General features: G+C 72.0%; 8 protein-coding genes. 5 read left to right on the forward strand and 3 right to left on the reverse strand.

Going from position 1 to position 19,383, the window contains the following annotated elements:
* The 5 genes from VLG41_RS02400 to VLG41_RS02420 all read left to right on the forward strand — a co-directional run.
* A partial coding sequence (locus VLG41_RS02400) for an amino acid adenylation domain-containing protein (RefSeq protein ID WP_325347802.1) occupies positions 1–2,490 on the forward strand: 2,490 nt, incomplete at its 5' end.
* Positions 2,487–3,254: a serine aminopeptidase domain-containing protein gene (locus VLG41_RS02405; RefSeq protein ID WP_325347803.1), complete on the forward strand. Its 768-nt coding sequence runs from the start codon at positions 2,487–2,489 to the stop codon at positions 3,252–3,254. The genes VLG41_RS02400 and VLG41_RS02405, both read left to right, overlap by 4 nt.
* Positions 3,251–4,156: an alpha/beta fold hydrolase gene (locus VLG41_RS02410; protein WP_325347804.1), complete on the forward strand. Its 906-nt coding sequence runs from the start codon at positions 3,251–3,253 to the stop codon at positions 4,154–4,156. The genes VLG41_RS02405 and VLG41_RS02410 overlap by 4 nt, the downstream gene beginning before the upstream one ends.
* Positions 4,157–4,357: 201 nt before the next feature.
* Positions 4,358–4,600, forward strand: coding sequence for a type II toxin-antitoxin system Phd/YefM family antitoxin (locus VLG41_RS02415; protein ID WP_325347805.1), 243 nt, complete (start codon positions 4,358–4,360; stop codon positions 4,598–4,600).
* Positions 4,594–4,860 carry a Txe/YoeB family addiction module toxin gene (locus tag VLG41_RS02420; RefSeq protein WP_325347806.1) on the forward strand — a complete coding sequence of 89 codons (267 nt, stop codon included), beginning with the start codon at positions 4,594–4,596 and terminating at the stop codon, positions 4,858–4,860. The genes VLG41_RS02415 and VLG41_RS02420 overlap by 7 nt, the downstream gene beginning before the upstream one ends.
* Here VLG41_RS02420 and VLG41_RS02425 read toward each other — a convergent pair.
* The 3 genes from VLG41_RS02425 to VLG41_RS02435 are packed head-to-tail and all read right to left on the reverse strand — an operon-like array spanning position 4,851 to position 19,217.
* Complete coding sequence (locus VLG41_RS02425; RefSeq protein WP_325347807.1) at positions 4,851–5,711, reverse strand: serine aminopeptidase domain-containing protein; 861 nt, start codon at positions 5,709–5,711, stop codon at positions 4,851–4,853. The genes VLG41_RS02420 and VLG41_RS02425 overlap by 10 nt on opposite strands.
* A 2-nt stretch (positions 5,712–5,713) precedes the next feature.
* Positions 5,714–6,520 carry a serine aminopeptidase domain-containing protein gene (locus tag VLG41_RS02430; RefSeq protein ID WP_325347808.1) on the reverse strand — a complete coding sequence of 269 codons (807 nt, stop codon included), beginning with the start codon at positions 6,518–6,520 and terminating at the stop codon, positions 5,714–5,716.
* Between the two features lie 37 nt (positions 6,521–6,557).
* Complete coding sequence (locus VLG41_RS02435) at positions 6,558–19,217, reverse strand: non-ribosomal peptide synthetase/type I polyketide synthase (RefSeq protein ID WP_325347809.1); 12,660 nt, start codon at positions 19,215–19,217, stop codon at positions 6,558–6,560.
* Positions 19,218–19,383 lie beyond the last annotated feature (166 nt).

The raw sequence follows: 19,383 nt of genomic DNA on the forward strand, positions 1-19,383 counted from the left end.
CCCGACCTGCCGGCCAGCGACGCGCCCGCGCGCGGCGCCACGGTGGACTTCGAGTTCGACGCGGCCTTCAGCGCCGCACTCAAGCGCTGGGTGCACGAGCGCCACGCCACCGTCTACATGGCCTTCCTGGCCGCCAGCGCCGCGCTGCTGCGCGCGCACACGGGGCAGGGCGACGTGCTCATCGGCAGCCCCATGGGCGTGCGCGAGCGCGCCGAGTTCGAGGACCTCATCGGCCCCTTCGTGAACCTGCTGGTGCTGCGCCTGCGCATGGCCGACGACCCGGATTTCACCGAACTGCTGGCCCGCGCGCGCGGCGCCCTGCTGGACGCGCACGCGCACCGCGAGACGCCCTTTGAGGCCGTGGTGGAGCGCGTGCGCCCGGTGCGCAGCTTCCAGCACTCGCCGCTGTTCCAGCTCGCCGTGGTCTACCACCAGGCCGGCGGTGCCGCTGGCGGACAGGGCGACGTGGCCGTGCACAGCGGTGGCGCGCTCAACGAGATCACCTGGTTCGCGCGTGAGCACGAGGGTCGCACCCTGTGCAGCCTGGAGTACCGCAGCGACCTGTACTCCGCCGCGCACATGCAGCGCCTGGCCTCGCAACTGCAGACCCTGCTGCGCGCCGTGGTGGAGCAGGGCGACGCGCCGATCAGCCGCCTGCCGCTGCTCACGGCCGACGAGCGCCGGCAGATCCTGGTGGACTTCAACGACACCGCGCGATCGCTCGACACCGCGCCCTTCGTGCGCCAGTTCGAGCGCCAGGTGGCGAGCGCGCCGGACCGCGTGGCCGCGGGCTTCGAGGGCGCCTCGCTGAGCTACGGCGAGCTCAACCGCCGCGCCAACCAGTGGGCGCGGCAGCTGCGCGCGCTGGGCGTGGCCCCCGGGGTGCGCGTGGGCGTGTGCATCGAGCGATCGCTGGACATGCTGGTGGCCCTGCTCGCGGTGCAGAAGGCCGGTGGCGCCTACGTGCCGCTGGACCCGGGCTTCCCCGCCGAGCGCCTGGCCTACATGCTGGAGGACAGCGGCGCCACGGTGCTGCTCACCACCGGCGAAGCGGCCGACGCGGTGGACGCGCCACCCGGTGTGCGCGTGTTCGACCCGGCGCGCGAGGCCGCGGTGCTGCAGGCGCTGGACAGCGAGGACCTCGACGGAAACGCCGCGCCAAGCGACCCGGTCTACGTGATCTACACCTCGGGCTCCACCGGCCGCCCCAAGGGCGTGGTGGTGTCACACGGCGGGCTGAGCAACTTCCTCGGCTCGATGCGCGAGGCACCCGGCCTCACGGACGGCGACGTGGTGGCCGCCGTCACCACCATCTCTTTCGACATCGCCGGCCTGGAGCTCTACCTGCCGCTGCTGGTGGGCGCGCGCGTGGAGCTGCTCTCGCGCGAGACCGCGAGCGACGGGCTGGACCTGGCCGAGGCGCTGCAGGCCTGTGGCGCCACGGTGCTGCAGGCCACGCCCGCCACCTGGCGGCTGCTCATCGAATCGGGCTGGAAGGGTTCGCCGAACCTGCGCGCCTTCTGCGGCGGCGAAGGCCTGCCGCGCGAGCTGGCCGACGCGCTGCTCGCGCGCGTGGACCAGCTCTGGAACCTGTACGGCCCCACCGAGACGACCATCTGGTCCACCGCCGAGCGCGTGGCGCCGTCGCCCGCGCCGGTCACCATCGGCCGGCCCATCGCCAACACCCAGGTCTACGTGCTCGACGCGCACCAGCAGCCCCTGCCCGTGGGCGTGCCCGGCGAGCTGTGGATCGGTGGCGCCGGCGTGGCCCTGGGCTACCACCAGCGCCCCGAGCTCACGGCCGAGCGCTTCGTGGCCGACCTGTTTTCGTCGCAAGCCGGCGCGCGCCTCTACCGCACCGGCGACCTCGCGCGCTGGGACGCCGAGGGCCGCCTGCACCACCTGGGCCGGTTCGACCACCAGGTCAAGATCCGCGGTTTCCGCATCGAGCTCGGCGAGATCGAGGCCCGCCTGGCCACGCACGAGGCCGTGCAGCAGACCGTGGTGATGGGCCGCGAGGCCGCGCCCGGCGACCTGCGCCTGGTGGCCTACATCGTCTTCGCGCCGGGCGCCGACCTGACCGCCAGCGACGTGCGCCGCCACCTGCGCCGCGACCTGCCCGACTACATGATCCCGTCCGTGGTGGCGGCGGTGGACGCGATCCCGCTCACGCCCAACGGCAAGGTCGACCGCGCCGCGCTGCCCGACCCGTTCAAGAACGCGGTGCAGGCCGCGCGCCACTACGTGCCGCCCGAGGGTGGCGCCGAACAGACCATGGCCGAGATCTGGCGCGACATCTTGAAGGTGGAGCGCGTGGGCGCGGAAGACAACTTCTTCGAACTCGGCGGACACTCGCTGCTCTCGCTGCGCGTGGTGCTGGCCGTGGAGCAGAAGCTGGGCTGGCGCATGGACGCGCGCACCCTGTTCTTCCAGAACCTGCGCCAGGTGGTCGCCTCGGCCGCGGCTGGCAAGGGGGTGCTCAAGGCATGACACCCCTGTACTTCGGCGAGCGCTCGCGCCGCCTGTTCGGGCTCTACACACCCGCGCACGCCACCGGTGGGCGCGCGCGCGGCGCGGTGTTGTGCGCGCCCTGGGGCGCGGAGTACCTGCGCGCGCACCGCAGCATGGCCCAGCTCGGCAAGTGGCTGGGCGAGGCGGGCGTGCACGTGCTGCGCTTCGACTACCACGGCACCGGCGACTCGGCCGGCGACATGGGCGAGGCGCGCATCGACGGCTGGATCGAGGACGTGCAGACCGCCATCGACGAACTGAAGGACACCGCGGGCCTGCAGCGCGTGACGCTGGTGGGCCTGCGCCTGGGCGCCACGCTGGCCGCGCGCGCGGCCGCCAAACGCCGGCGCGACGTGGACGGGCTGGTGCTGTGGGACCCGGTGCTCAGCGGGCGTGAGCACCTGGCCGAATTGCGCGAGCTGCACGCGCAGGCGCTGCGCACGCGCGGCCTGAGCGACGGCGCTGCCGAACTGCTGGGTTTTTCCATGCATGAGGCCCTGGTGCGCGACATCGAGGGCATCGATCTGCTGAACCCCGCGCCCACCTGGCCGGCGCGCACGCTCGCCGTGGTGAGCCAACAGCGCGAGGCCTGGCGCGCGCTGGGCGCGGCCTTGCCGCCGGGCGATGGCTCGGCCGTCGAATCCATCGAGGTGCAAGCCGCGTGGCTGGAGGACCGGCACTCGGGCGCGGGCGCCGTGCCGGTGAAGCTGCTGCGCCGCGTGGTGGACTGGGCGGTGACATGAACCAGCCCCACGCCGCCGAACAGACACTGCTGCTGGGCCAAAACAAGGGCCTGGTCGGCGTCATCACGCCGCCGCTGCCCCCGGCCGATGGCGCGCCCGCGCGCGAGGACCCGCCCTTCGTCATCATCCTCAATGCCGGCATCATCCACCGCGTGGGGCCCAACCGGCTGCACGTGTCATTGGCCCGTGCCTTGTCGGCCGATGGCTTTGCGGTGCTGCGCGTGGACCTCTCGGGCCTGGGCGACAGCGCCCCGCGCGAGGACGGCTCGGCCCCGTTGGACGCGACCATGGCCGACATCCGCGAAATCATCGACACCTTGCAAGCGACGCGGCAGGTGAAGCGCGTGGTGCTGATGGGCCTGTGCTCAGGTGCGGACCACTCGGTGATCTATGCCTCGACCGACCCGCGCGTGGTGGGCGTGGCCCTGCTCGACCCCTCCATCCCGCGCACCACGGGTTATTACGTCAAGCACTACTCGGGCCGGCTGCTGAGCCTGCGCACCTGGAAGAACGTGGCGATGGGCCGGCACCCGCTGTGGAAGCTGCTGAAGCGGCGCCGCGCGCAGGCCTTGCCGGACGGTGAGGACAACGCGCCCGTCGACATGGCCGCTGCCCGCCCGGCCGTGACGCTGGAACACCCGCAGGTGCGCGCCTTCCTGGAGAACGCCTACGGACGCGCGCTGGGCAACGGTGCGCAGTTCCTCGCGGTGCTCACCTCCGACCGCGAACGCCAGCACAACTACCGCGGGCAACTGCAGGACGCGTTTCCCTCGCTGGATTTCAAGGGCAAACTGCTGATCGAGTACTTCGACCGCTGCGACCACACGTTCACGACGCTGGCGAGCCAGCAGAGGTTGGTGGGGTTGGTGAGGCGGTGGATGGGGGAGGCGGGGTTTTTGTAGCGCATGGGCAGGCGAGGGCGCTGTTCCTCGTCTTCCTCTGGGATGTGGCAAAAGCACCGGCAGAAGTGGATGACGAAACAACCATGTGAGAGCATTGCGACGAAGCGCTGCTGTCTTGGTGCTGACGCATAGAGCGGGCTCTGTTACTTCTTGACAAAGCGTGCGTAAAAACGTACGCTTTCGTGCCTTTTGGAGCCTTCCATGAACGTATTGACCGCATCCGCCGCGCGCGCCAATCTCTATCGACTGATCGACCAGACGACCGAGTCGCATCAACCCGTCATCATCGCCGGCAAGAACGCGTCTGCCGTTCTGGTGTCGGCAGAAGACTGGGCCGCCATTCAGGAAACGATGCACCTGCTGTCCGTGCCGGGCATGCGTGAGTCCATCCGCAAAGGCATGGCCGAGCCCTTGTCCAAGAGCGCCCGCGAACTGAAATGGTGAAGTGGGAGCTGGCCTACGCGAAGCAGGCGCTCAAGGACGCGAAGAAGGTCAAGGCAGCGGGACTCAAGCCGAAAGTCGAAGAGCTGCTGGCGATCCTCGAGAAGGATCCATTTCAGAATCCGCCGGCCTTCGAAAAGCTGGTGGGTGATCTCGCCGGTGCCTACTCGCGGCGGATCAACATCCACAACCGGCTGGTCTACGAAGTCTTCGCCAAGGAGCGGGTGGTCCGCGTCCTTCGCCTGTGGACGCATTACGAGTGACGTCCCGGCCCCGGCAACACCCGCTCCTTCACCCACCCCGTCGTCATGTCGATGAAGGCCCGTTTCGCCGGCCCGCTCGTGATCAGGTGGTCCGTCGTCTCCAGCAGTTCGAACGAGACCTTTGGCAGCCAGGGTTGCCCCGCGAACATGGCCGCGAACTGGCCGCGGTGGTTGAACCACTCGGGCTGCCCGCCGCAGTAGGCGAACAGCAGTTCCACGCCCTGGTTCGTGAGCCGGTCGACGCGGCCCATGAATTCTTCCTTGGGCGGCGAGACCGACATCTCACCCTTGGGCTTGGCGGGTGCGTCGTCGGGTGGCAGCAGGCGCAGCTTGCGCAGCAGCATCACGCCCGCCTTCTGCGTCGAGCCGAGGAGCCCCGCGCGCCCGATCTTGAAGGCCAGCTTGCGCAGGCGCGATTGCAGCGTGGGGTAGGCGTACATGTCCCACAGCAGCACGCCGCGCATGCGCTCGTCCTGCAGCGCCACCAGGTGGCCGATGATGGCGCCCGAGCACAGGCCCACCATGAAGAAGCGCGCGCAGCCGAACTGCGCCTGCGCGGCGTCCATCACCTCGCGCGTATCGGCCACCCATTGCTCGGTGACGGAGCGCGTGCTCTCGCTGCGCTGGCTGTCGCCCAGGCCGCTCATGTCGAAGCGCACCGAGGGAATGCCCATGGCCGCGAGTTCGCGCGCCAGCAGCACGTTGATGCGGTGCGGCCCGCTGCGCGGGATGACGCCGGAGTTGCTGAGCACGGCGATGACGGGTGCCGCCGCGCCGGGCGCGCCCTGTGCCGGGGTGAAGGTGGCGACGAGGTGGCCTTCGGCACCGACGATGCGGGTCTGCTCCTGCATGCTCAATTCAGTGTGGAGAGAAGCACCCGCGGGATGTCGGGCGGCGCGATGGCGGTGCCCATGGCCTGGCTGGACATCCAGTCGGTGGGGTGTTCGACGGTGTGCAGCGTGAGTGTGGGCAGGCCCGCGTGGCCGTTGAAGGGATGGGGCTGGTCGCCGCGCACGGCGCAGGTGATGCGCAGGCCGCGGCGCAGCGCGGGCAGCACGTTGAGCTCGGGCAGGGCGCGCAGCTCGGCGACCAGGCGATCGCCGAGTTCGAAGCCCAGCACGTCGCCGGGCACGGTGGGCTCGGCCACCTTGCCGCTGCCGGCGATCTGTTCCCAGGGCTGGGCGAACATCATGGACAGTTCGGCCTTGTGGCCGGCGACGAGCGCGTCGAGGTAGTCGCTGCCCTTGAACACGGGCTCCCACAGGACGAGGTGGCGCGGCGGGTGCCTGGCCAGCAGGGCGGCGCGCAGGGCGGTGACCGCGCCCAGGCCCATGCCGAACCAGTGCACGGGCAGTTCGCCGTCGCCCGCCAGCAGTTCATGTGCGGCCAGGGTGTCCTGCACCCAGTCGTCCAGCGACTGGGCGGACTCGTCGCCGGGCGAGTCGCCGGTGCCGTGGTAGTCGAAGCGCAGGGATTCGACGCCCTCGCGCGAGAGCCGTTCGCCGGCCACGCGGAAGACGGCCGCGCTGCGCACGGCTTCCTGGCCGAGGGGGCGGCAGAGCAGGAAGCGGGCGCGCGCACGGGCGCCGCCGTCGGCCGCCACGTGAACGCCCACCATCGGCCGGTCCCAGCGGCCGAAGTGCCTGATCGAGATCGTCATGGGTGCCGACGGTAACAGGCCTGCGCGCTCATTGCTGTCACGCGCCCTGCACCAGACGCCGCAGCCGGGACATCAGGCCGCCGCCGGTTTTGTTGGCGGCGGGCGCCGCGTCGGCGCCGGTGGCGCTCGGGGCCTGGGTCGCGGTGCCGTCGTAGGCGGCCGCCAATTGCGCCAGGGTTTCCGACACGTAGCGGCGCGGACTCACCTGCTTGCCGATGCGCTTTTCGAGTTTCTGCACGGCCTGCATCGCGCTCAGCGAGGTGCCGCCGAGGTCGAAGAAGTTGTCGCTGCGGCGAATGGCGGTGGTGCCCAGCAGCTCGCTCCAGACCAGGAAGATCTCGCGCTCGGTGGGCGTGCCCTGGAAGTGGTCGGCGGCCGAAGCGGCGCTGTCGCGGCGGCGCAGGCGCGAGGCACTGGGGGCGAAGCGGCCGTCGGCGGTGGTGGCCAGGCGTTCGCAGCACCGCACCTCGACGTGCGCGCGCGCGGCCGAGGGCACGAGTTGCGCCAGGCGTTGGTCCACGCGCTGCAGCAGGGCGTCCAGGCCGGCGTCCTGCAGGTTGGCCTCGGGCTCCAGGCCCAGCAGCAGGCGGCGCGCGCCCTGGGCGTCCACTTGCAGGGCGGTGGCGGCACGGGCCACCAGGGGCAGCCGGGCGATGTCCTGTTCCAGGGCCTCAAGCGCGATGCGTTCGCCCGCCAGCGAGGCGTGCGCGCCGTCCTCGCCGATGCGCTGCAGCACGCCGTCGGAGCGCCAGCGGGCGAGCAGGCCGCTGGCGCGCCAGGCGCCGTCGGCACCGCGGGTCCACAGCGGCGCGCTCACGCCGATGGCGGCGAGGCGCTCCGCGGTTTCGCCGACGCGCAGGGTGTCGCGCAGCAGGGGTTTGCCGAAGTTGTCGTGGTCCGCTGGGCCATGCGCCCAGGCCATGGCCAGCGGCAGGCCGGTGGCGTGGTCGATGGCCAGGTTGAGCGCGCTGGCCTGGGTGTCGGCCAGGCCTTGCATCAGTTCGGGGCTGGTCTCGCGCACGTCGAGCGCGGCGATGAGCGAGAGCGCATGGCCGGCGTTGGCCTGCAGCAGCGCGGCCCAGGTGTTGGCGTCGGCGAAGACCAGGGCGGTGTGGTCGGCGTGCAGTGCCTCCAGGGCCTGTGGCGCGGCGAGCGGGCCCGGCCCCTGCAGCACGAGTTCGACGCCGTGGCGCAGGGCCAGGCCGAGCAGGGCCAGTTGCAGGCCGGGCGGGCCGCCGTGCGCGATCAGGCGGTCGCCGGGCAGCAGTTGCACCTGCGTGGCCAGGGCTTCCACGGTGTCGCTCCAGCGGCGCGCGTCGAGCGTGGCACCGGCGGGCGCGCCAGGCCAGCGCACGGCGCGGTTCGCGGCGAAGGCCGCCAGGGCGGTGGCCAGGGCGTCGAGGGGCTCGGCCGTGGCGATGTCGACGGGGCCGCTGCCCGCGCCCAATGCGTCGCGCGCGGCGGCCACGCGGGCTTGCAAGGCGTGGCCGTCCAGTGCCTGCGTGCCCAGGCGCAGCAGGGCCGCGCCGTCGCTGCGGGCCAGGGCCTTGAGCAGGTCGTGGCCGCTGACGGGTGCGGCGTCGAGCGCGCGCAGGCGTTCCAGGTCGGCGGCGCTGGGCGCCAGCGCCTCGGCGACGCGGCGGTTCGGGTTCTCGGCCAGGCCCATCAGCGTGGTCAGGAAGCGCTCGCGCAGCAACTGCGCGGTGCTGGGCAGGAAGAGCTGCGTGTCGTACTGGATGCCGCCTTCGATGCCGGCAGCGATTTCCACCAGCCAGAAGTTCAGGTCTTCGGTGGCGCCGCGGTGCTTGAAGCGGGTGCGCTCGTGCGTGAGCGGGCCCCAGTTGCCGGGGCGCGCGCGCGCGTCCTGGAAGGTGAAGAGGGCCTGGTAGAGCCGGCCGTGCAGGCCCGGCTGCGCGGTCTCCAGCGCGGCCGACAAGCGTTCGAAGGGCACGTCCTGGTTGGCGAAGGCGTCCACCATGGTGGCGCGCACGTGCTTGATCCACTCCAGCCAGCTCATCTCGGGGCGCACGGCCAGGCGCACCGGCAGCATGTTGTTGAAGAAGCCCATGATGGGCTCCAGGTCCGGGTGCGGGCGGCCGCGCACGGGCACGCCGATGGTGGGCTCCGGGTCGTGCAGCAGTTGCGAGGCCAGCACCGCGTAGACCGACAGCGCGACGATGCTCAGCGTGGAGCCGGTCTGCTTGGCCACTTCGCGCACACGCTCGGCGTCGGCGGATTCGATGCGCATGTACTCGGTGGAGCCCACGCGCTGCGCGCCGGGCAGGCGCGGCAGGTCGGTGAGGGCGGCCGGCACGGGGCGCTTGAGGAACTGGCGCTGCCAGTGGTCGAGCTGGCCGGCGATCTCTTCGCCCTGCATCCACTCGTTGTGCCAGGCGGCGAAGTCCACGTACTGCAGCGGCATGGCGGGCAGCACGGGTTCGCGCCGCTCCAGCAGGGCCGAGTAGAACGCGCTCATGTTCTCGTACAGCAGGTCGAAGGACCAGCCGTCCCAGACCACGTGGTGGGTCATGAAGAAGAAGATGTGGTGCTGCGCGTCCAGGCGGATGAGGCGCGCGCGAAAGAGCGGCGCCTGATCCAGCGAGAAGGGCTGGGCCACCCAGGTGGTGACGAGGTCGGCCATGGCCTCCTCGCGCCGGGCGTCGGGCACGTGGCTCAGGTCCTCGACGGGCAGCAGCGAGCAGGGCACGTGGTCCAGCGTGCGCTGCACCCAGGTGTCGCCGTCGCGCACGACGATGGTCCGCAGCGAGGCCTGGCGGCGCACCATGGCCTGGAAGGCCTGGTCGAAGAGCGCTTCGTCCATGGGCCCGCGCAGGCGGTGCGCCGAGGGCACGTTGTAGACCACGCGGCCCGGGTGCATCTCCTCGATGAAGCGGATGCGCTCCTGCATGAGCGTGAGCGGGGCCTGGCGGCGCTCGGGCTGGTGCACCAGCGGCGGGCGCTGCGGGGCCTTGCCGCCGCGCTGCTCGTCGATGGCCCGCGCCAGCTTCTGCACCGTGGGCGATTCGAACAGCACGCGCAGGTTGAGCTGCAGGCCCAGGCCCTTGTTGAGCTGGCCCATGAGCTTGGCCGCCAGCAGCGAGTGGCCGCCGAGCGCGAAGAAGTCCTCGTCGGCACCGATGGCGGGCAGCTTGAGCACGGTCTGCATGGCGTCCAGCACCACGCGTTCGGTGTCGGTGGCGGCGGCCGTGAGCGGGCCGCTGGCCAGCGGCGCCGTGGCCACGGGCGCGGGCAGGGCCTTGCGGTCGATCTTGCCGTTGGGCAGCAGCGGCAGGGCATCGAGCAGGACCACCTGCTGGGGCAGCATGTAGTCGGGCAGGCCGCCGCGCAGGGCGTTGCGCAGGGCGGCGGGCTCGGGGGTGGCGCCGGCAGAACTGGCAGTCGGCACGGCGTAGGCGATCAGGCGCACGTCGCCCGGCGTGTCCTCGCGCGCCATGACGACGGTGCGCGCGACGCCGGGCAGCGCGGCCAGGCGGGCCTCGATCTCGCCGAGTTCGATGCGGTAGCCGCGGATCTTGACCTGGAAGTCCAGGCGGCCCAGGTGCTCCAGGCCGCCGTTGTCGAGCCAGCGGGCCAGGTCGCCGGTGCGGTAGAGGCGGGCGCCGGGCACGGCGCTGAAGGGGTCGGGCACGAAGCGCTCGGCCGTGAGTTCGGGGCGCTTGAAGTAGCCGTTGGCCACACCGGTGCCGCCGATGCAGAGCTCGCCCTCCTGGCCGATGCCGCAGGGCTGGCCCTGTTCGTCGAGCACCCAGACCTGGGTGTTGGCGATGGGGTGGCCGATGCTGATCTTCTGCGTGGCGTCGGTGATGCGGCTGAGCGTGGACCAGACGGTGGTCTCGGTCGGGCCGTACATGTTCCACAGCTCGATCTTCTCGGCCAGCAGCCTGGCGGCCAGCGAGGGCGGCAGCGGCTCGCCACCGCACAGGGCGCGGAAGTTCGCGGGCGCGTGCCAGTCGGTGTCGAGCAGCATGTGCCAAGTGGTGGGGGTGGCCTGCATCACGTTGATGCGCTGATCGGCGATGAGGCGGCCGAGCACCTCGCCGTCCATGATCTCCTCGCGCTGCGCGAGCACGGTGCACGCGCCGGTGACCAGGGGCAGGTAGAGCTCCAGCACCGCGATGTCGAAGGACAGGGTGGTGACGGCGAGCAGGCGGTCGCTGGCGGTGAGGCCGGGCTCGCGCTGCATGGTCATGAGGAAGTTGCTGACGGCGCGCTGCGGCACGGCCACGCCCTTGGGCTTGCCGGTGGAGCCGGAGGTGTAGATCACGTACACCGGCGCGTCGCCGCTGGGGTTGTGCGGCGCGGGCAAGGGGGTGGCGGGAGCGGCGTCGATGAGCGCGCGGTCGTCGTCGACACGCAGTTGCTGTTCACGCGGCAGGCCGGCGAGCGCGGCGTGGGCGGATTCGGTGATGACCAGGCGCAGCTCGGCGTCCTCGGCCATGTAGCTCAGGCGGTCCTTGGGGAAGTTCGGGTCCAGCGGCACGTAGGCGGCGCCGGTTTTCAGGATGCCCAGCAGCGCGGGCACGAGTTCGGGGCCGCGCGAGAGGCACACGCCCACCAGGGCGCCGGGGCCGATGCCGCGCTGAGCGAGCAGTTGGCCGAAGCGGTTGGCGCGTTGTTCGAGCTGCGCGTACGTGAGCGAGCTGCCGCGCGCGATGACGGCGACGGCGTCGGGCGTGGCCTGCGCCTGCCGGCTGATGGAGGCTTCGACGCGCGTGGTGACGTCAAAGGGCACGTCGGTGGCGCGGTTCCAGGCGGTGATTCGCGGGTCGATGGCGGGGGTGGCGGCTTTCATCGGCGCGCGCGCGGCCGTCGGTGTGGTGGCGCTCGCGGCGGGCGTGCTCAGCGCGGGCGCGCCATTGAGCCGGTCGATCTGCGCCAGCAGGCCGTCCACGAGCGCCTGCGCGCGCGCCAGGCTGAAGAACTCGGCGCTGTGGTGCAGGTCCAGCGTGAGGGCCGCGTCCTGCTCGTAGAAGTTGAAGAACAGCTCGGCCAGCAGGCCCTGCTTGCGGCCTTCGTGCATGGCGGCGCGCAGCGGCAGGTAGCCCGAGAGATCGACCTTGGGGTTGAGGTTGAAGTAGATGCCGGTGAGCGGCGGGCGGTCGCCGCGGCTGGGCAGGCCCAGGGCGCGGGCCAGGGTGCCCTGCGTCATGACCGGGTACTCCAAGGCATCCATGAGGTGCGAGCGCACGCGCGTGAGCAGCGCCTCATCGGTGTCCTGCGGCGAGCACGACAGTCGCAGCGGCAGGTCGAGCACGCCATCGGCCATGAGCGGGCCGTGGCGCTGCAGCGACTGGCTGGCGTAGGGGATGCTGACGACGAACTCGCCCTGGCCGCTGCGCTCGTGGATGAGGCGCGTGACGGCAGTGAGCAGCCACTGGAACAGGGTGGCGCCGCGCGCCTTGGCGCGCTGGCGCAACTGGTCGAGCCGCGCGCCCTCGATGCGCACGCGCACGGTGTCGGCGCTGAACTGGCGGCGCCCGTCCGGACTTCGGTCGCCCAGGTTCACCGGCGCGGGGGGCTGGCGCATCACGCCGGTCCAGAACTCCAGCGCTTCTTTCGCTTGCGCGCTGTCCTGGCGCGCCTGCTCGGCGATGGCGAAAGCCAGGGGCGACTCGGCGGGTTTGGCAAAGGCGGGGGCCATGCCCTGGCGGCGGGCCTGGTAGGCCTCGGCGAGTTCGGCGTTGAAGACGCTGGAGGCCCAGCCGTCGAAGATCAGGTGGCTGGCGACCACGTGCACCACCACGCGGCCGTCGGACAGATCGAGCAGGCTGAAGGCGGCGAGCGGGGCCTGGTCGAAGGGAAAGTCGCGCCGGCTGGCCTGGGTGCAGAAGGCGTCGAGCGCGGCATCGGCGTCGGCCTCGTGGCGCAGGTCCACCTCGGCGATGGCGACGGGCTGCGCGGGACGCAGGCTCTGGCGCGGCTCGCTGACGTCGAAGCTCACATGGAAGGCGGCGTGGCGCGTGGCCACGTCCTGCAGGGCCTGGCGCAGCGCGGCCTTGTCGACCTCGCCCTGCAGGCTCACGCAGAAGGATTCGTTGAGCGCGCGGCGCGCGTTGTCGTCGAAGGCGCCGACCAACCAGCGCTCGGTCTGGCCGGGGGCGAGCGCGGCTTCGGTGGGGGTGGGCGTGGCCGACGCGTTCGGCGCAGCGTCCAGGGGCAGGCCACCGCCGGGCGAGCCGCCGTCGCGGCGGGTGATGAAGCCCAGGGCCATCAACTCGTCCAGCGCCTTCAGGATGGTGTCGGCGATGCGGGTGGTGATCTCCTCCGTCATGGCCTCGGTCACGAAGTGGCCGAACTGCTCGTACACGTGCAGGCCCAGGTGGCGGATGAGGTAGTAGAAGAGGCTGACGTTCTTCTGCCCGTCGTCCCAGTGCAGGCGCCAGATGGAGGCGCAGTTCACCGCGCTGCAGGGCGCGCCGCGCTGCGCGAAGCCGGCATTGAGCCGGTCGATCATGCGCTGCGTGCGCGCGTTGATCTCGGTGTAGAAGGCCGGGCCCGCGCGGTCGATGTGCTCCAGCGAGGCCTTGGCGGCCGCCAGGGCCAGCGGGTGGCGCACGAAGGTGCCGGCGAAGTAGGTGACGCCCGCTTCGGGGTAGGAGTTGTCGCCGTACTGCCAGTGGCCGCCGTCCAGTGCGTCGAGCCAGTTGGCGTTGCCGGCAATGGCGGCGAAGGGCAGGCCGCCGCCGATGACCTTGCCGAAGGTGGCGATGTCGGCGCGCACGCCGTAGAACTCCTGCGCGCCGCCGCGCGCCACCCGAAAGCCGGTGACCACCTCGTCGAAGATCAGCGCGCAGCCGTTCTGGTCGGCGATCTCGCGCAGCGAGCGCACGAACTCGCGCGGGCGGATGTTGGGGTACTTGTTCTGGATCGGCTCGGTCATGATGGCCGCGAGCTGCGGCCCCTGCTCGCGCAGAACCTTCAGCGATTCTTCGCTGTTCCAGTCGAGCACCAGGATGTTCTCGACCGCGTTGGCCAGGATGCCCGGCGCGGCGGACAGCGAGCGCAGCTGCTTGGTGCCGCGCACGATGACCTCGTCGAAGATGCCGTGGTACGAGTTGGTGAAGATCGCGATCTTCTTGCGGCCGGTGACGGTGCGCGCGATGCGCATGGCGCCCATCACGGCCTCGGAGCCGGTGTTGCAGAAGCCCACGCGCTCCATGCCGGTGAACTGGGAGATGAGGTGCGCCACGTCGGCCGACAGCGGGTGCTGCGGGCCGACCTCCAGGCCGCGGTCCAGTTGCGCGTGCATGGCCTGCAGCAGGTACTCGGGCTGGTAGCCGAGCATGTTGGCGCCGAAGCAGGAGAGCAGGTCGATGTACTCGTTGCCGTCCAGGTCCCACAGGCTGGCGCCCTTGGAGCGGTCCACGACGATGGGGTAGACCAGGTCCTTCCACATCGGGTTGAAGCCGGTGACCACGCGCGGGTCGGCCATGACCTTGCGGTTGTCCTGGCTGAAGGACTTGGACTTCGCGGTGCGCGCGTTGTACTTGGCGATGAAGTCGTCGATCCAGCGGTGCTGCGCGGGCGTGAAGTCCTGGCCGGCCTGCAGCGTGAGGCGGGGCGAGGCGCCGAAGGGCTTCTCGACCAGGGACTTGATGGAGGGCTGTTCGCCGCTGTCGGTGGACACAGGAGCGGGCGCAGGAGCGCTGGCGCGGGCCACGGGGGCGGCCACGCTGGCGGCGGCCGCCACGGGCGCGGCGACAGGGACCGTTGCGGCGGCGACCGGGGCCACCGGCGCGCCCGCGAGCAGGGCGAGCTGCTGCGACATGAGCTGCATCTGCTGCTGGATGAGCGTGTGCAGCGCATCGCCCTGGCCGGCGGCCAACGGCGCGGCGGTGAACGCCGGGAGGGCCATGGGCTGCGGCAGTGCGGCCTGGGCCATGACGGCGGGGGCCGCGGCGGCCGGGACGGTCACCGGCGCGGCCACCGGTGCGGGTGCCGGCGGCGCGAAGCGCTCGGGCGGCATCTCCGCATCGAGCAGCACCGCGAGCTTGCGCGTGTTGTCCAGGTCTTCCAGCAGGCGGCGGAAGCGCAGCTTGACGCCGAACACGCGCTCGATTTCCAGCGTGGCCTGGGTCAGCGACAGCGAGTCCAGCCCCTGGTCCACGAAGGTGGCGTCGGGCGTGATCTCGTCGGCGGGCAGGCCCGAGACATCGCTGAGGATGCGTTGCAGTTCGGCTTCGACGGCGGGTAGACGGCTCATGGCGATGGGGGCCTGCTGGGGTGCGGGAGCACCGGTCGATGAAAGGGGGGCGGCGGGGGCGCGGCGCGTGAACCAGTGGCGCTCGCCGCCGAAGGGGTAGGTGGGCAGGGCCGCGCGCGGGGCGCTGGCGGCCACGGGCCAGGCGATGTCCACGCCCGCGCTCCACAAGGCGCCGATGGCGGCGAGCGCGTGCGCGGCGGGCTCGCCGGGCTGGTTGGCGGGGCCCAGCAGGGCCAGGCAGCGCGGCGCGGCGTTCTGCGCGCCGCGGTGCTGGCGCACCAGGGCGGACAAGGCCTGGCCGGGGCCGACCTCGAGGAACACGCAGTCGCCCAGGGCGAGTTCGGCGTTGACGGCCTGGCTGAAGCGCACCGGTGCGCGCACCTGGCGCGCCCAGTAGGCGGGGTCGGTGGCGTCGGCGGCGGTGAGCGGCGCGCCGCTCACGCAGGAGTAGACGGGCAGGCGCGGCGCGCTCAGGCGCGCCTGGGCCAGCGCGGCCTGCACGCGTGGCAGCGCGCCGTCCATGCTGGCGCTGTGGAAGGCGTGCGAGACCCGCAGGCGGGTGCAATGCACGTCGTCCGCTTCGAGGGCTTTGGCGAGCGATTCGATGGCGTCGAACGGGCCCGCGACGACCGTGAGGGCGGGGGCGTTGATGCCGGCGATGTCGATGCCCACGGGCAGACGCGCGCGCAGTTCATCGGCGCCCAGGCGCACGGCGAGCATGGCGCCGGGCGGCTGGTCGGCCATGGCCTGGCCGCGCGCGACCACGGCGGCGAGTGCGTCCTCGAGCGAGAGCACGCCCGCGTGCCAGGCGGCGGCGTACTCGCCGATGCTGTGGCCGATGAGCGCGGCGGGCTTCACGCCCAGGCTGTCGAGCCAGCTCGTCAGCGCGCAGGACATGGCGAACAGCGCGGGCTGCGCGTGGCGCGTGTCGGCCAGTTGGCGCGCGATGGTCTCGTCGGCCGGGTCGGCCTGAACCAGCCAGGGCAGCAGGTCGGTGCCGCCGAGCAGGGGCTTGAGCGCCTCGGTGCAGCGCTGCAGGGTCTCGGCGAAGGCCGGGACCTCATCGAACAACTGGCGCGCCATGCCGGGGTGTTGCGAGCCCTGGCCGGGGAACAGGAAGACCAGGCGCGGCGCGGCGAGCGCGGGCGTGGTCGACTTCGCCGCGCGCAGCGCCGCGATGGCCTGCGCGCTGGAGGCCGCGACCACGCTCAGGCGGTGCGCCATCGCGCGGCGTCCGCGCATCAGCGTGGCGGCGACGGCGGGCAGGGGCAGCTCGGGGTGGGCCTGCAGGTGCTCGGCCAGCGCGCGGGCGCGGGCCAGGGCTTCGTCGGCGGTGCGGGCGGAGAGCGGCAGCAGCCAGCGCTGGCCGTCCGTGCCCGCGTCCGGCGAGGTCGGCGCGGGGGTGGGCGCGGCCTCGATGACCACGTGCGCGTTGGTGCCGCCGACGCCGAAGGAACTGATGGCCGCGCGCCGCGGCGCGTCGCCGTGGCCCTCGGTCCAGGGCGTGTTGCGCGCCACCACCTGGAAGGGCGTGCGCGCGAAGTCGATCTGCGGGTTGGGCTGCGTGTAGTGCAGCGTGGCCGGGATGAGGCCGCGCTGCAGCGCGAGCGCGGCCTTGGCCAGGCCCACCACGCCGGCACCGGCGGCCAGGTGGCCGATGTTGCTCTTGACCGAGCCGATGGCGCAGAACTGCGTGTCGGCGGTGTCCTCGGCCCAGGCCTTGCTGAGCGCGCTGATCTCGATCGGGTCGCCGAGCGCGGTGGCGGTGCCGTGCGCCTCGACGTAGCCGATGCTGCGCGGGTCGATGTCGGCGTGCTCCAGCGCCATGCGGATGGCCTCGAGCTGGCCGGTGACGCTGGGTGCGGTGAAGCTGGCCTTGTCGCCGCCGTCGTTGTTGATGCCGACGCCGCGCACCACCGCATACACGGTATCGCCAGCAGCGAGGGCGTCGTCCAGGCGCTTGAGCACCACCATGCCGCCGCCGCTGGCGAACACGGTGCCGCTGGCGTGCGCGTCGAAGGGGCGGCAGTGGCCGTCGGCCGATTCCATGCCGCCTTCCACGTGCAGGTAGCCGGTGGCCTGCGGCGCGTGCACGTTGGCACCGCCGGCCAGCGCGACGTCGCACTGCCCGCTGGCCAGCGCGTGCCAGGCCTGTGCCACTGCCACCAGGCTGGTGGAGCAGGCGGTGTGGATGCTGATCGCCGGGCCCTTGAGGTTGAGGCGGTTGGCGATGCGCGTGGCGACGTAGTCCTTCTCGCTCGCGAGCATGGTGGCGAATTCGCCCACCTGGCGGATGAGTTCGGGGTTCTCCTGGCGCAGCGCGAGCGCGTAGGCGTTGTTGCCGGTGCCCGCGTACACGCCCACCCGGTCGGTGGTGCGGGTGTGGTCGATGCCGGCGTGTTCCAGCGCGGTGATGCTGAGCTCCAGCATCAGGCGCTGCTGCGGGTCGAGCATCACGGCCTCGCGCGCGGAGACGCCGAAGTGCGCGGCGTCGAAGCGCTCGACATCGTCGAGCGCGCCGTGCGCGGCGACGAAGTTCGGGCGCGCGCGCAGCTCATCGGGCAGCGAGGGATCGAGCTCGTCGGGGCGGAAGTGGCGGATGCCCTCGCGGCCATCGAGCAGGTTCCGCCAGAAGGATTCGAGGTCGGGCGAGCCCGGCACGCGCACGGCCATGCCCACGATGGCGATGCCGCCACCGGCGCTGGCGGGCGCCGCCCGGCGCTGGCGGCGCGGTGCGTTGGCCGTGCCGGCCATGGCCTGCGCGATGCCGGCCAGGGTGGGTCGGTCGTACACGTCGGCCACGCCCAGGGTGTGCACGCCGGCCTCGCGCACGCGGGCCACGAAGCGCATCACCAGCAGCGACTTGGCGCCCAGGTCGAAGAGGTTCTGCTCGTCGGCGATGCGCTCGACGCCCAGCAGCTCGCACCACAGGCGGCGCGCGAGTTCGAGCGGGTTGCCGGTGTCCAGCGGGCTGGCGTCCAGCACGGGCAGCGGCAGGTTGCGCCGGTCGATCTTGCCGCTCGGCGTGACGGGCAGGCGATCGAGCACCACGTAGCGCACCGGCACCATGTACTCGGGCATGCGCGCGCGCAGGTGCTGGCGCCACTGGGGCGACAGGCTGGCCGCGTCGCCGGCCACGCCGGGGTTCAGCACGACGTGGGCCACGAGCTGACGGCCCGCGCCGGGCAGCTCGGGTGCGGTCACCACGGCTTCCTTCACGCTCTCGTGCGCCATCAGCGCGAGTTCGATCTCGCCGGGCTCGATGCGAAAGCCGTCGACCTTGACCTGCTGGTCGGCGCGGCCCAGGTAGGTGAGCGCGCCGTGCTCGTCGCGGCGCACGAGGTCGCCGGTGACGTACCAGGTCTGGCCGGGCGCGACGTCGGTGCGGAAGCGCTCGGCGCTCAGGTCGGCGCGGCCCAGGTAGCCATTGGCCAATGTCTCGCCGCCCAGCAGCAGCTCGCCCACGGTGAAGCCTTCGCCGTCGTCGTGCGCCTCGCGCAGCATCACCTGCACATGGGGCAGGGCCTTGCCGATGGGGGGGATCTCGGGCCATTGCGCCGGGTCGCCGGTGAGGTCGTGCGCGGTGACGACGTGGCTTTCGGTGGGGCCGTAGTGGTTGTGCAGCTCGGCGCCGGGCAGGCGAAGGAACATCGAGCGGATGGCCGGGCTCACCTGCAACTGCTCGCCCGCGCTCACCACCTCGCGCAGGTGGCGCGGGGCCTCGTCGCGCGAGGCGTCGGCGATCATCTGCAGCGCGACGTAGGGCACGAAGATGCGCTCGATGCGCCGCTCGATCAGCGCGCGGTGCAGCAGCGCCGGATCGCGGCGCTGGGCGTCGGGCACCAGCACCAGCGTGCCGCCGGTGGCCACGGTGGAGAAGATCTCCTGGAAGTGCACGTCGAAGGACAGCGGCGCGAACTGCAGGGTGCGCGCGGCCTGTCCCAGGCGCGCGTGCGCCACGTGCCAGTCGATGAGGTGGCGCAGCGGGCGCTCGCCCATGGCCACGCCCTTGGGGCGGCCGGTGGAGCCGGAGGTGAAGAGCACGTAGGCCAGGTCGGGCTCGGCCGCGTGCAGGCCGGTGGTGGCGGGAGCGGGCCGCTCCAGCGTGGGCAGTTCGCCCACGCGTTCGCGCAGCAGGGCCAGGGCCTGTTCCTCGCCCACCACGGCGCGCGGGCGGGCGTCTTCCAGCATGGCGGCCAGGCGTTCCGCGGGGTAGGCCAGGTCCAGAGGCACGTAGCCCACGTCGAGGTGAGCGGCGGTGAGGATGTGGACGATGGAGTCGGCCGAGCGCGTGGCGGCAATGGCGATGCGCTCGCCACGGCGCACGCCTGCGCCGCTCCAGCGGCGCGCGCTGTCCTCCACGCGCGTGAGCAGTTCGCGGTACGTCAGGGTGTGGCCATCGGCGGTTTCCAGAGCGGGCCGCCCGGGCCAGGCCTGCGCCGCAAGGACGAGCCAATCACCCAAACGGGACACGCGCCGCGCCAATGGTTCCGTTCGAGCTTTCGTGTCCATCCTCGCCTCGTAGAACCAGAGCCGGTGAATCTAATACAAAATGACGCCAGTCGAAACCGACTGTAACGACGCCGTTCCCGGCAGCCAATGGCCATTGCCAGGCTGATGTGAACTTTTTGACGGTACC

The organism is Hydrogenophaga sp. (assembly GCF_035481345.1).
GTDB lineage: Bacteria > Pseudomonadota > Gammaproteobacteria > Burkholderiales > Burkholderiaceae_C > Hydrogenophaga.